This is a genomic window from Pseudomonas sp. GM50 (assembly GCF_000282375.1).
Lineage (GTDB): Bacteria > Pseudomonadota > Gammaproteobacteria > Pseudomonadales > Pseudomonadaceae > Aquipseudomonas.
On sequence record NZ_AKJK01000042.1, the window covers coordinates 348,478 to 362,147 of the forward strand.

Here is a 13,670-nt window from a genome sequence, read left to right on the forward strand (position 1 = left end):
GTGAGTGCTACGCACTCAAACGGGGGCAAGCCCCCTCGCCACCGGCCCGCTCCCACAAAGGCTATAGCGTTCATTTCACTTCCGGTGGTGTGGTGAAGGTGTGATACGGCGCCGGCGACGGAATGCTCCACTCCAGGCCTTCTGCTCCATCCCACGGTTTGGCCGGTGCCGGCTCGCCGCCACGAATGGTCTTGATCACGATGAACAGGAAGAAGATCTGTGTGGCGCCAAACATGAACGCGCCGATCGACGACACCATGTTGAAGTCGGCGAATTGCAGGTTGTAGTCCGGAATCCGCCGCGGCATGCCTGCCAGGCCCACGAAGTGCATCGGGAAGAACGCCAGGTTCATGCCGATGAATGACAGCCAGAAGTGCAGCTTGCCGAGGGTTTCGTCGTACATGTGGCCGGTCCATTTCGGCATCCAGTAGTAGGCCGAGGCGAAGATCCCGAAGATCGCCCCCGGCACCAGCACGTAGTGGAAGTGCGCGACCACGAAGTAGGTGTCCTGGTACTGGAAATCCGCCGGGGCGATGGCCAGCATCAACCCGGAGAAGCCGCCAATGGAGAACAGGATGACGAACGCCACGGCGAACAGCATCGGCGTCTCGAAGGTCAGCGAGCCTTGCCACATGGTGCTGGCCCAGTTGAACACCTTGACTCCGGTGGGCACCGCGATCAGCAGCGTGGCGTACATGAAGAACAACTCGCCCACCAGCGGAATGCCCACCACGAACATGTGGTGCGCCCAGACGATGAACGACAGGAACGCAATACTCGCCGTGGCGTAGACCATCGAGGTGTAGCCAAACAGCGGCTTGCGCGAGAAGGCCGGAATGATCGAGCTGACGGCACCGAAGGCCGGCAGGATCATGATGTACACCTCGGGGTGGCCGAAGAACCAGAACACATGCTGGAACAACACCGGGTCTCCGCCACCGGCAGCACTGAAGAAACTGGTGCCGAAGTGGATGTCCATCAGCATCATGGTCACGCAGCCGGCCAGTACCGGCATCACCGCGATCAGCAGGAACGCGGTGATCAGCCAGGTCCAGACGAACAGCGGCATTTTCATCAACGTCATGCCGGGGGCGCGCAGGTTGAGGATGGTCGCGATCACGTTGATCGCCCCCATGATCGAACTGATCCCCATCAAGTGGATGGCGAAGATGAAGAATGTCACGCTTTCCGGCGCGTAGGTCGTCGACAGCGGTGCATAGAAGGTCCAACCGAAGTTCGGTCCGCCGCCGGGGGTGAACAGGGTCGATACCAGCAGGATGAACGCCGCCGGCAGCAGCCAGAAGCTGAAGTTGTTCATCCGCGGCAGGGCCATGTCCGGCGCGCCGATCATCAACGGGATCATCCAGTTGGCGAGGCCGACGAAGGCCGGCATCACCGCACCGAACACCATCACCAGACCGTGCATGGTGGTCATCTGGTTGAAGAATTCCGGCTGGACGATTTGCAGTCCCGGCTGGAACAGCTCGGCACGGATCACCATGGCGAACGAGCCGCCCAGCAGGAACATGGAGAACGCAAACCACAGGTACAGCGTGCCGATATCCTTGTGGTTGGTGGTCAGTACCCAGCGCATCAGGCCTTTGGCGGGGCCGTGGGCATGGGCGGTGCCGGTATGAACATGGTCATCGACTACGGCAGTCATGTCCTGTCTCCTGCAAACGGATGGGCTGGGCGGGCCGGGGCGTCATGCCCCGAGCGGTTCCTTACATGCGCAATTAACCGGGTCATTTGCTTTCCGCCTGTTTCAGCTCCAGCACTTCTTTAGGGGTGACCATGTCGCCTTTGTTGTTGCCCCAGGCGTTACGTTCGTAGGTCACGACCGCTGCGATATCGACTTCCGAGAGCTGCTTGCCGAACGCCGCCATGGCGGTGCCGGGCTTGCCGTGGAAGACAATGCTCAGGTGATCCTTGATCGGGCCAGTGGCGATTTTCGAGCCCTTGAGCGCCGGGAACATCGGAGGCAGGCCCTGGCCCTCAGCCTGGTGACAGGCCACGCAAGTGGTGTGATAGACCTTGTCGCCGCGCTCCTTGAGCTCGTCGAGGGTCCATTCCTTGCTGGTCAGCTCTTTGAGCTGCGCAGCTTCCGCCTTGCGTTCGCCCAGCCAGGTTTCGTAGTCGGCCTTTTCCTTGACCTCGACCACGATCGGCATGAAGCCGTGATCCTTGCCACACAACTCGGCGCACTGGCCACGGTAGATGCCGGGCTTTTCGACACGGGTCCAGGATTCATTGACGAAGCCCGGAATCGCATCGCGCTTGACCGCAAAGGCCGGCACCCACCAGGAGTGGATGACGTCGGCGGAGGTCACCAGAAAGCGCACCTTGGCACCGATCGGCAACACCAGCGGCTTGTCGACCTCCAGCAGGTAATGCTCGCCCTTGGTTTCCTTGTTGTGGATCTGATCGGCTGGAGTGGTCAGGTTGCTGAAAAACTCGACGTCCTGACCCAGGTATTTGTAGTGCCACTTCCACTGATAACCGGTGACCTGGATATCGATATCCGGCTCAGTGTTGTCGTACATCTTGATCAGGGTGGCGGTTGCGGGGACCGCCATGGCCACCAGAATAAGCAGGGGCACGATGGTCCAGAGAATTTCGACGGTGGTGCTTTCATGAAATTTAGCGGCCACCTGCCCGGTCGAGCGGCGGTGGATCATCATCGACCAGAACATGGCGCCGAAGACGATGATGCCGATCACTACACAGATCCAGAAAATGGTCATGTGCAGATCGAATACTGCGTGACTGATTTCAGTCGCTCCAGGCGCCATATTCACAGTCCAGGCCGCTTGCGCCTGACTGAAAATCGACCACAACAGGAGGCCCATCCAGACATGTGGATGTCGCATCATTGCGGGTTCCCCTTATAGTTCTTTTTATCCCGCCGGCTTTCACCTGCGGCAAGGGAGCGGCTTTTTCAGACTACGAACTTGAATCGCCGAGCCTTGCTGCATATGCAGTCGGGCGTCATCAGCTAACTCCATTCAGAACCGAGTATAGACAGCGACTGCCACCTCGCAACGCGATGGCGTAAATCATCTGAAACAGCTTGCACTTGCGTTCCAGGTCACGATTGGAGAAGGATGCAGACGAGTGGTGGCAAATCGATATAACGTGGACGTCTCAAGGATGAAATAATTATGACAAATGCGTCTTAGCATTTTTCGTAAGCCAGCTAAGTTATGTCTTCCCTATTTCATTGCCTTTGTTTCCTGGAGTTTTCATGAACACCGCCGCATTGCGCGAGCAGATCCAAAAAGCCCAACAACACGAAGCCGAGACCGGCCTGCTGACTCGTCAGCTGGAAACCCAACTGCCGCACCTTCACTCCGCCATCCAATTGCCGGATGTCGATGCCAACGGCGTGATGACGCGTTTTGTGGCCGCGTATATAGAACAAGTGCCGGACCTGCTGGATGCAGCCAATGACGTCGCCAGGGAAGCGGGCATCGAATCGCAGATCAAACCGGTGCTGAAAATCGCCGAGCAGTTCTTCCTCCAGCCACCGGCGATTATGGCCGGTCACGTCGGCCTGGACAGCCTGCTGGACGAAGCCTATCTGGCGCATCGGTTGGTCGAAGAGGTCAACGACCTGTACATCAAGCATTTTGGCCAGCCACTGATCCCCTTGGACATGACTGTTGCCAACCTGATTGCCCACCAACTGATCGGCGAAGAATTTGCCAATCAACTGGATGAGGCGGTGCATCACGCTGTGGACGAGATGCTTAACGATGAAAGTTTCGCGCTGGAGTCGGTAGAGGCCTACCGCGAGAAACTCAACAGCCCGGACACCGGCGCGGCGTGGAAGCGCTGGCCGTGCCTGTCGCGCCAATTGGGCGTGGGCCTTGAGCTGGATCAGCCCGCGGCGTAACTGCCTGTGTAACCCTTGCACGAACGAGACTTGCCCTGTAGGAGCGAGGCTTAACCTTGTAGGAGCGAGGCTTGCCCGCGAAGCTTTTGGCGTACGCGAGGACGCCTTCGCGGGCAAGCCTCGCTCCTACAGGGGGTTGCCTCAACCCGCCGTTGAGCCAACGCCAGCGGTGGTACGCAACCGACCTTCAAGCCTGCGCTTCAACCCCCGCGCTTCAATCAACAGCTTCGAGCCCTTGGCCGCATTGGCCCGGCCCCACTCCTCCAGCAACTCCAGGCACGAGTGATCGATATAGCTCAGGTTATTGAGCGGTACATGCACCGTTGCACCTGCCGGAATGCTCCCCAGCACTTGGGTCAGCGCCGGTACCTTGAGGAAAGTCGCCGCCCCCACCAGTCGCAGTTCCATCTCGCCGTCTGCCGGCAGATCGATCAGGCTGATTTTCAGGCGTGAAGCCTTCCAGGCCAGTTTGGCCAGCGTCAGGCCGAAGCCGATCAGCACACCGGTCAGCAGGTCGGTGAAGATGATTGCCAGTGCGGTCGCCGCATAGGTGAACATCGGCATCCGGCCATAACGACCCAGGCCACGAAAGGCCTTGAGATCCACCAGTTTGAAGCCGGTGTAAACCAGAACCCCCGCCAGACTCGCCACCGGAATGCTTTGCAGCACGCTCGACAGCAGCAGCACGAAAGCCAACAACCATAGGCCATGAAACACCGTCGACAGTCGGGTGGTGGCGCCGGCCTGGACGTTGGCCGAACTGCGTACGATTACCCCGGTCATTGGCAGCGCACCGAGTAGACCACACAGCATGTTGCCCACACCTTGCGCCGACAATTCGCGGTCGAAGTCCGAGCGCTGGCCGCTGTGCATGCGGTCCACAGCGGCGGCCGAAAGCAGAGTTTCGGCGCTGGCAATAAAGGCCACGGCGAAGGCCGCGATCAGCAAGGCCGGGTCTGCCAGGTTGAGCAGGTCCGCCGGGCGCAGCCAGTCGATGGCTTCTGCCAGGTTGGCCGGGACTTCCACACGTTTGACCTGCAATGCGAGCATCAGGCTGGCAATCGTTGCCAGACCGACCCCCAATAAGGCTCCAGGAACGAAACGCAGAGAGTGCGGGCGAAACTTTTCCCACAGCCACATCACGGCAATGGTCGACAGTCCGAGCAAACCCGCTTGCCAGCCAAACGACGGCAAAGCCTGAATCACTGCAGCGGGGAAGGCCGCCAGATTATCCAGCCCCGAAGGCTTGGGCACGGCGTCGAGCATCACATGCACCTGTGACAGCACGATCAGCACTCCAATCCCTGCCAACATGCCATACACCACGGCAGGCGCAGTGACCCGAAACCAGCAACCCAGTTTCAGGCGCCCGGCCACCAGTTGCAGAAAGCCCGCCAGTAGCAGGATCGGCCCGAGCATGGCGATACCATGCTGGCGCACCAGTTCGAACACCAATACCGCCAGGCCCGCCGCGGGGCCGCTGACTTGCAGCGGCGATCCGGCAAGCCAGCCGACCACCAGACCACCGATGATACCGGTGATCAGGCCTTTGGCCGGCGGCAGCCCTGAGGCGATGGCGATGCCCATGCACAAGGGCAGGGCGACCAGAAACACAACCACCGAAGCCAGCAGCTCCCGTGGCAGAACAGCTTTTAATTGAGCGGCACGCATGGTGACTCTCCCGGAGTTTTTTTCAGGCGTGGCAAAGCCGTGCCGCCTGATCGGCAGCCTCGGCTAAACCATACTTAGGAGGATTTAGAAGCGCGCTTTGGGCGTCGCCACCGGAATCGGATGGCTGCCATCGAGCGGCAGGAAACAACCCTGATCCGCGTCGTAAGCCTGGATTTCGCTGGTCTCGATGTTGTAGACCCAACCATGGATAAACAGCTGACCGTTGGCCATGCGCGAGGCCACCGATGGGTGCGTGCGCAAATGCTGCAACTGAGCGATCACATTCTCCTCGGTGAGGATGTGCATGCTCTCGTTCTCGTCAACGCAATGGCAGTTGTCCTGAACCATGGTTTTCGCCACTTCCGCATGACGCAGCCAGGCCTTTACCGTCGGCATCTTTTCCAGGCTCTGCGGGTTGAGCACGGCGCGCATGGCGCCACAGTCAGAGTGCCCGCAGATAATGATGTGCTGCACGCCGAGGGCCAGCACTGCGTATTCGATGGCCGTGGAAACGCCGCCGTTCATTTGCCCATAGGGCGGCACGACGTTGCCGACGTTGCGGGTCACGAACAAGTCGCCGGGGGCGCTTTGGGTAATCAGTTCGGGAACGATGCGTGAATCGGCACACGCGATGAACATCGCCCGAGGCCGCTGGGCCGTGGCGAGTTTTTTGAAGAGTTCTTCCTGCTGCGGAAAGATCTCGTGATGAAAGTGCAAAAAGCCGTCAACGATATGCTGCAGCGCTGCATCGGCGGTTTCCGCCTCGGGTTGGGCTGAAGCCGACGCAGCCAACGGCTGTTTATCCTTGTCACTCATGATTCATCCTCTTTGGCGCATTAGGGGAGTATTAGGGAGTTTACATGGCTCAAGCTCTGTATTCTCATCCGATTAATCCCGTGGCGATGGACTGTCATTCCAGTGGAATGAGACCGTCTTCACCATAACCGCGAAATCTTAATTGAAACTGAATCGGACGCTCTGGAACGATGGTTCCAGAGGGGTTGCCGGTTGCCGAAGCAACCCGTCCGTCTGTGCTCGTGCTGATACGAGCGTACTCATGAAGATTGATGATCAAGTAACTAAACAATACCCATGAAAGTAGGTTGTTAGTTGTAGTTTCTGTTTTGAAATGATGTGAAAGATTTTAAGTGTGGTGTATTTTGTTGGATGTATTAGTCTGGGTGGCAAGTGTTTAGGCACTTTAAAAACCCACTATTAAAAGGATTTAAATATGACCGCTTTTGTACAAGTAATGAATGAACTTCGTGATTATCATAAGAACAAACTGGCGGGGGGGCATGCTATCGCTCCTCAGCGCCGTAGTCTGTCGAGCATTAGTACCGTCAGCGAAGTGACCCCTGAAGTTACTCGCGAGCTGGATGCGCTTCAAAAAATGTCTAAAGAACTGGCGGAAACTCAAAATGAAAGCATGGAGCTGAGCATCATTAATGATGCCCAAGCCCTCAGCAATGCAGGTGGAAGCCAGTCGGCCACTGAAGCATTCAAACAAAAAATGAATGAGCGAAGGGAGCGTGAAAAGACACTTTCCGCGGAGAATATCGACAAGATTTTTGACTCTGCCATTAAAATTGGTGAGCGTCATCCGGCCGCCCAAGACGCAATTGTCAGTGTCTCTGAACTTATTTCTGGCTTGTTCCGGGAAATGTCGAAGCTCTTCAACGATTTCATTATTAAGGTAGTGGCGAAAGTGACGATCTGGATCCAGACTGCCTTCGAGGATATCAAAAATACGTTTGGCAACATTAGTGGCTGGATCAGAGGCTGGTTTGTTTGATCATCACGCTTGACGTTCAAATGTGTGGGGCGTTATCCAATCATCAACGTGGGTGAATCGGTCTCATGCAATCTGGTCGTTGGTTGATCATCTGTGATATCAACGACCTTATTCTTATAGGGGGGCAACCCTCCTGTACCTTATATCAACGACATCTGGCGACCCGGCGGACAAAAGGCTTCGCAATCCAGATTGAAACCTTCCCGATTATTGAGCCCCAGACGCTTGATGGTTTTGGCGAAGCGTTGCGCCAACAGGTCGGCAAACGGCCCTTCACCGCGCATTCTGGCACCGAACCGGCTGTCGTAAAGCTCGCCACCACGGCTTTGGCGGATCAGGCTCAACACATGAGCTGCACGCTGAGGATAGTGGGCGGCCAGCCACTCTTCGAACAGCGGCGCCACTTCCAGCGGCAGGCGCAACATCATGTAGGCCGCACTTTGCGCGCCGGCCGCATGGGCTTCGGTCAGCAGGCTTTCGAGTTCGCTGTCGTTGATCATCGGAATCATCGGTGAACACAAAACACCCACCGGAACCCCGGCTTCGCGCATCACCCGGATCGCCCGCAGCCGCGCCTTGGGTGCCGCGGCGCGAGGTTCGAGAATGCGTTTGAGTTCATCATCCAGCGTGGTCAGGCTGATCATCACCGCCACCAGCCTTTGCTCGGCGAGTTCGGCCAGCAGGTCCAGATCGCGAAGAATCAGCGAGCCCTTGGTGATAATGGTCACCGGATGGCGGTAGCGCAGCAGCACTTCGAGAGTCTTGCGGGTAATTCTGTGTTCACGCTCGATCGGCTGGTAAGGGTCGGTGTTGGAGCCCAGGTTGATTGGCGCGCATTGATATCCGCGTTTGGACAGTTGCTCCTCCAGGACATCGGCGGCGTTGGTCTTGGCGATCAGTTTGGTTTCGAAATCCAGCCCTGGTGACAGGTCCCAATAGGCGTGGCTGGGTCGCGCGTAGCAATAGATGCATCCGTGTTCGCAACCACGATAGGGATTGATCGAGCGATCGAAGGGTAAGTCCGGCGAGTTGTTGCGGGTAATGATGGATTTTGCCGTTTCAATGCGCACCTCGGTGCCTTGGGTGATTGGCGCTTCCTGATACCAGCCGTCATCCTCGGCCACTGAACGGTTAGGCGCGAAGCGGTTGTGCGGGTTGGTGGCGGTGCCGCGGCCGCGAGGGGGCAGGGAGGTGTTCATCGACGTGATCCTTTAGCTGTATGTACATACAGTATACGAGCGTGACGGAGTCGACCAGTGCCGTTCGGCGCCTGACAATTTTAAGCTTCGTCATTATGCGAAACATAAAGCGCGTGGCACTTTTATCTGTGTTGTTAGTATTCTTCGCTTCACACGAAGTTGTCGTGTTTTCAATATTAAAAGGATTTAATAGATGTCTGTATACAATCAGCGTGGCGTGTTTTTACAATTACTGACTCCTTCAATCGTTAGTCCAAAAGAAGTTCGGGTTTCCATGCAGTTTGCGCTGAAGGAGGAAGGTTATGATCCTGAAAACCGAGCACTTACGTATTCGCTGCTGGACTCCAGTACCCGCGAGGCCGTGTCGAATGATGGCGGTGTGACCTTTACCATGGGTGGAGTACCCGATGTCAACGGAAATGGTGGAATCGACGCGCAAGATAAAGTTGTTTTGGTTGCCTTGGCGAAAGCCTATTCAAAAATCATTAACCCTTGATTGCAACTTTGCTTCAGCTATCCATGAATATTGATAAATTTATGGTTCAGTGATTGCTCCTAAACGATACGGAACTTCTCCGTGTCGTTTTTATTAGAGAAGTTCACAGGGGTTGCGAAGAAATCCGGATGAGCCGTTCAATTCACGATTCTTTGACGGCAGGCTCACAGGCCTTTGACTGCTCGCGGCTGAAGCTATGCAGCACCTATTCAATACGGTTGTCCGAGCATGTCCCGACTGCACCTCTTGCCTGCGACATTTCTATTGTCACTGGCCGCATTTTTCAATCTGACATTGGCCCATGCGGACGACATCGCGTCCCCCCGCCCGGCGGAATGGGCCCAATCGGTCGAAGTGCAATACAACCTCTATCAAATGTCCCCGACGCTCTATCGCAGCGCATTGCCGGATCAGGGAGCGGTGCCGTTACTGGAAAGGCTCAAGGTCGCAACCGTTATCAACTTCTTGCCCGAATCGGATTCACGCTGGTTATCCACGCCAGGTATCGCGCAGGTACAACTGCCTTATCGCACCAATCACGTGGATGATGCGGATGTGCTCAAGGCCCTTCGCACAATTCAGACCGCCGAGGCCAAAGGCCCTGTGCTTATGCACTGTAAACACGGTTCGGATCGTACCGGCCTGATGGCCGCGATGTACCGGGTGGTGGTGCAAGGCTGGAGCAAAGAGGATGCCCTGAACGAAATGACCCAGGGTGGCTTTGGTGACAGCACCCATTTCAAGGACGGTGTGCGTTACATGATGCAGGCCGATGTCGACAAACTTCGTACGGCGTTGGCCAATGGTGATTGCAGCACGAGTCCATTTGCCAGTTGCTCGATGAAGAACTGGTTCAAATCGGCCCATGTCGAGTAAGTAATACCTCCCACTGCATGGCGCAGTGGAAGGTGGTTTCCGGCACTCAGTGGTGCTCGTCTGGTTTCTTCTTCAACTTCGGGTTCGGAAAAAACTGCACGGCCTGGACCTTGGCGTCCGGCACCTTGAGCGCCAAGGTATTGACCCGCGTGCCCAATTCCTTGGGCACCGACAGACCTTGTTCATTCAGCGTGTCGGAATACCCGCAGGCCACGCACTCGCGATGCGGAACTGTGTCTTCGCTCCACATCATCAACTTGTCCGGCTCGCTGCAGGCCGGGCAGACCGCCCCGGCGATAAAGCGTTTTTTGGTAATCACAGGTCCCTCACTCATGCTGCCGCGTCCTCACTCAGGCCGCTGTGGCGCAAGAGTGCGTCAATCGATGGCGCACGGCCACGGAAGTCGACGAACAGCACCATTGGCTCTTGGGAACCACCACGCGCCAGGATCGCTTCACGGAACGCGCGGCCGGTCTCGGCATTGAGCACGCCGTCTTCTTCGAATTTCGAGAAGGCATCGGCCGACAATACTTCAGCCCACTTATAGCTGTAGTAACCCGCCGCGTAACCACCGGCAAAGATGTGGGCGAAGCTGTTGGGGAAACGGTTGTAGGCTGGCGGACGCATGACCGAGACTTCGTCGCGCACGCCTTCGAGCACTTGCAGCACGCTGCGGCCGTCGCCGTGGGTGGCGTGCAATTCGAAGTCGAACAGCGAGAATTCCAGTTGGCGGACCATCATCAGGCCGGACTGGAAGTTCTTCGCCGCGAGCATTTTCTCCAGCAGATCCTGAGGCAACGGCTCGCCGGTTTCGTAGTGACCGGAAATCAGCGCCAGACCTTCTGGCTCCCAGCACCAGTTTTCCATGAACTGGCTTGGCAGCTCGACCGCATCCCAGGCCACGCCATTGATGCCGGACACGCCAGCGTGCTCGACGCGGGTCAGCAGGTGATGCAGGCCGTGACCGAATTCGTGGAACAGGGTGGTCACTTCATCGTGGGTCAGCAGGGCTGGTTTACCGCTGTCGGCCGGGGTGAAGTTGCACACCAGATTCGCCACTGGGCTTTGCAGCACGCCGTTGATCGTGCGGCGATGATCGCGGGCGCCATCCATCCAGGCCCCGCCGCGCTTGTTGGCGCGGGCATACAGATCGAAGAAGAACCGGCCGACGTGCTGGCCGTTTTCCTTGATTTCGAACAGGCGGACGTCTGGATGCCAGGTATCGAAGCCTTTCAGCTCGGCGATCTCGATGCCGTACAGGCGCTGGACGATGCTGAACAAACCACCCAGAACCTTGTCGATCGGGAAGTACGCGCGAAGGGTTTCCTGGGCGACGCTATAGCGCTGTTCGCGAAGTTTTTCACCGTAGAAACCACTGTCCCAGCTTTGCAGCTCCGGGCAGCCCTGTTCGGCGGCGTAGGCCTTGAGCTGTTGCAGATCCTGGATGGCGAACGGTTTGCTGCGCTTGGCCAGGTCGCGCAGGAAACTCAGTACCTGATCATTGGATTCGGCCATTTTGGTGGCCAGGCTCAGCTCCGAGAAGCTGGTGAAACCCAATAGTTTTGCCAGTTCCTGACGCAGGTCGAGGATTTCTTCCATGACCGGTCCGTTGTCATTCTGACCGGCATTCGGGCCTTGGTCCGACGCACGGGTGCAGTAGGCGGCGTAGACTTCTTCACGCAGGGCGCGGTCCTGGGCGTAGGTCATCACCGCGTAGTAACTCGGGAATTCCAGGGTGATCAACCAGCCATCGAGCTCTTTGGCTTGCGCGGCGGCGGCCATTTGCGCCTTGGCCGACTCGGTCAGACCGGCGAGGGCGGCTTCGTCGGTGACGTGCTTGGTCCAGGCCTGGGTGGCGTCGAGCAGCTGGTTGGAGAAGCGGCTGCCCAGCTCCGACAGTTTGCTCTGCACGTCGGCGTAACGCTTTTGTTCGGCTTCAGGCAGGTCGATACCCGACAGACGGAAGTCACGCAGGGCGTGTTCCAGGATGGTTTTCTGTGCGACGTCGAAACCGGCGGCCTCCGGGCTGTTAGCCAGCGCTTCATAGGCCTGAAACAGTTCACGGTTCTGGCCCAGCTCGGTGGCGTAGGCGCTCAGGGCCGGCAGGCAGGACTCATAGGCTTCGCGCAACTCAGCGCTGTTGCACACGGCGTTGAGATGGCTGACCGGGCTCCAGGCGGCGCCCAGACGATCGTTGAGTTCATCCATCGCCAGCACCAGGCCAGCCCAGGTCGGTTGTTTGCCCTGGGTTTTGAGGATGTCGACGATGGCGGCGCGGTTGTCAGCCAGGATCTTTTCAATGGCCGGTTGCACGTGTTCGGCACGGATCGCCGAGAATGGCGGCAGGTCGTAGGACTGCAGAAGAGGGTTGTTCACGCTCACGGTTGGCACCTTGGCTGGAAAACATGCGGGAAGAAACATGGCCCCATCTTAATTACAATCGACGCTCACCGCAGCTATCAGCAAAAGAGAGAGAGCCTATCGTGACCCTTCGCAAGTATCAGAACCACACGCCGCTGCTGGGTAAAGGCGCCTTTGTCGACGGCTCGGCGGTGGTGATCGGCGACGTCGAAATCGGCGAAGACAGCTCCGTCTGGCCGCTGACAGTGATCCGCGGCGACATGCACCGCATCCGAATCGGTGCACGCACCAGCGTGCAGGACGGCTGCGTGTTGCACATTACCCACGCCGGACCATTCAACCCCGATGGCTTCCCGCTGCTGATCGGTGACGATGTGACCATCGCGCATAAAGTCATGCTTCATGGCTGCGCCGTGGGTAACCGGATTCTGATCGGCATGGGCAGCATCGTCATGGACGGTGCGGTCGTCGAGGACGATGTGATCATCGGTGCCGGCAGCCTGGTGCCCCCGGGCAAGCGCCTGGAAAGCGGGTTTCTCTATGTCGGTAGCCCGGTGAAACAGATCCGACCGCTGACTGACAAGGAAAAAGCCTTTTTCACCTACAGCGCGGCGAACTACGTGAAGCTCAAGGATCTGCACCTGGCCGAAGGCTACGACCAGCTCCAAGCCTTTTAATAACGGAAAGTGTCTCGCTATTGCTCAGGAATTTTCATGCATTACCAAACCGTACTGTTCGACCTTGATGGCACGCTGACCGACCCGCGCGAAGGCATTACCCGCTCCATCCAGTTCGCCTTGGGCAAACTGGGGATCGATGAGCCGGACCTGACCAGACTCGAGCACTTCATCGGCCCGCCGTTGTTGCAAGCGTTCATGCAGTTCTACGACTTCGACGAGCCCAAGGCCTGGGAAGCGGTGAACTTCTATCGCGAGCGCTTCAAGGTCACCGGTCTGTATGAAAACCGCGTGTTCGACGGCGTCACGCCACTGCTGGAAACCCTGGTTGGGCAAGGGCGACAGCTGTACATCGCGACCTCCAAACCATGGGTTTTCGCCCGGGAAATCGCCCGACACTTCGACTTCGCCAGGCATTTCAAAGTGATTTACGGCAGCGAGCTGGATGGCACTCGGACCAACAAGGTCGAGCTGATTGCCCACTTGATGAGCGAAGAAGGCCTGGACCCGGCCAATACGCTGATGATTGGCGACCGTAAACACGATCTGATCGGCGCCCGCAGCAATGGACTGGACGCGGCAGCGGTGGGTTATGGGTTTGGCAGCCGGGAAGAGTTGAGCGCCGAAGCACCGGCGTATCACTTCGAGACGCTGGAGGAGATGCATCAGGCGTTTTTGCAGCGTTAGTTGAATCGCCTTC

13 protein-coding genes are annotated in these 13,670 nt (G+C 57.7%); 6 read left to right on the top strand and 7 right to left on the bottom strand.

Annotation, left to right across the window (positions count from 1 at the left end):
- Positions 1–70: 70 nt before the first annotated feature.
- Both ctaD and coxB read right to left on the bottom strand, forming a co-directional pair.
- Positions 71–1,663 (bottom strand): cytochrome c oxidase subunit I, encoded by a 1,593-nt coding sequence (ctaD, locus tag PMI30_RS20650; RefSeq protein WP_007902815.1) that lies wholly within the window; start codon positions 1,661–1,663, stop codon positions 71–73.
- Positions 1,664–1,745: 82 nt separating this feature from the next.
- Positions 1,746–2,873: a cytochrome c oxidase subunit II gene (gene coxB, locus PMI30_RS20645; protein WP_008007999.1), complete on the bottom strand. Its 1,128-nt coding sequence runs from the start codon at positions 2,871–2,873 to the stop codon at positions 1,746–1,748.
- A 371-nt stretch (positions 2,874–3,244) separates the two neighbouring features.
- Here coxB and PMI30_RS20640 point away from each other — a divergent pair, with 371 nt between their 5' ends.
- Positions 3,245–3,895, top strand: a complete 651-nt coding sequence (locus tag PMI30_RS20640; RefSeq protein WP_008008001.1) for a hypothetical protein — start codon at positions 3,245–3,247, stop codon at positions 3,893–3,895.
- 141 nt (positions 3,896–4,036) lie between these two features.
- On the opposite strand, the gene PMI30_RS20635 is transcribed toward PMI30_RS20640, so the two are convergent.
- Positions 4,037–5,566 carry a SulP family inorganic anion transporter gene (locus PMI30_RS20635; RefSeq protein WP_008008003.1) on the bottom strand — a complete coding sequence of 510 codons (1,530 nt, stop codon included), beginning with the start codon at positions 5,564–5,566 and terminating at the stop codon, positions 4,037–4,039.
- Between the two features lie 84 nt (positions 5,567–5,650).
- Positions 5,651–6,382 (bottom strand): carbonic anhydrase, encoded by a 732-nt coding sequence (locus PMI30_RS20630; RefSeq protein WP_008008004.1) that lies wholly within the window; start codon positions 6,380–6,382, stop codon positions 5,651–5,653.
- 415 nt (positions 6,383–6,797) lie between these two features.
- Here PMI30_RS20630 and PMI30_RS20625 point away from each other — a divergent pair, with 415 nt between their 5' ends.
- Entirely contained in the window at positions 6,798–7,361 is a 564-nt protein-coding gene (locus PMI30_RS20625; protein WP_008008005.1) for a hypothetical protein, read from the top strand.
- Between the two features lie 140 nt (positions 7,362–7,501).
- Here the strand turns inward: PMI30_RS20625 and PMI30_RS20620 are convergent, their stop codons facing one another.
- Positions 7,502–8,560 carry a PA0069 family radical SAM protein gene (locus tag PMI30_RS20620; RefSeq protein WP_008008006.1) on the bottom strand — a complete coding sequence of 353 codons (1,059 nt, stop codon included), beginning with the start codon at positions 8,558–8,560 and terminating at the stop codon, positions 7,502–7,504.
- Between the two features lie 193 nt (positions 8,561–8,753).
- Between PMI30_RS20620 and PMI30_RS20615 the strand changes: the two genes are divergently transcribed.
- Positions 8,754–9,056, top strand: a complete 303-nt coding sequence (locus tag PMI30_RS20615) for a hypothetical protein (protein ID WP_008008008.1) — start codon at positions 8,754–8,756, stop codon at positions 9,054–9,056.
- Positions 9,057–9,284: 228 nt separating this feature from the next.
- Positions 9,285–9,932 carry a phosphatase domain-containing protein gene (locus PMI30_RS20610; RefSeq protein WP_008008010.1) on the top strand — a complete coding sequence of 216 codons (648 nt, stop codon included), beginning with the start codon at positions 9,285–9,287 and terminating at the stop codon, positions 9,930–9,932.
- A gap of 46 nt (positions 9,933–9,978) precedes the next feature.
- Here the strand turns inward: PMI30_RS20610 and PMI30_RS20605 are convergent, their stop codons facing one another.
- Both PMI30_RS20605 and prlC read right to left on the bottom strand, forming a co-directional pair.
- Positions 9,979–10,266, bottom strand: a complete 288-nt coding sequence (locus PMI30_RS20605; RefSeq protein ID WP_008008013.1) for a YheV family putative zinc ribbon protein — start codon at positions 10,264–10,266, stop codon at positions 9,979–9,981.
- Complete coding sequence (gene prlC, locus PMI30_RS20600) at positions 10,263–12,314, bottom strand: oligopeptidase A (RefSeq protein WP_008008015.1); 2,052 nt, start codon at positions 12,312–12,314, stop codon at positions 10,263–10,265. The genes PMI30_RS20605 and prlC overlap by 4 nt, the downstream gene beginning before the upstream one ends.
- Before the next feature lie 101 nt (positions 12,315–12,415).
- Between prlC and PMI30_RS20595 the strand changes: the two genes are divergently transcribed.
- Both PMI30_RS20595 and PMI30_RS20590 read left to right on the top strand, forming a co-directional pair.
- A complete protein-coding gene (locus PMI30_RS20595; protein WP_008008017.1) occupies positions 12,416–12,970 on the top strand; it encodes a gamma carbonic anhydrase family protein in 555 nt (184 codons plus the stop codon).
- A 36-nt stretch (positions 12,971–13,006) separates the two neighbouring features.
- A complete protein-coding gene (locus PMI30_RS20590) occupies positions 13,007–13,657 on the top strand; it encodes an HAD family hydrolase (protein WP_008008019.1) in 651 nt (216 codons plus the stop codon).
- Positions 13,658–13,670: the final 13 nt, after the last annotated feature.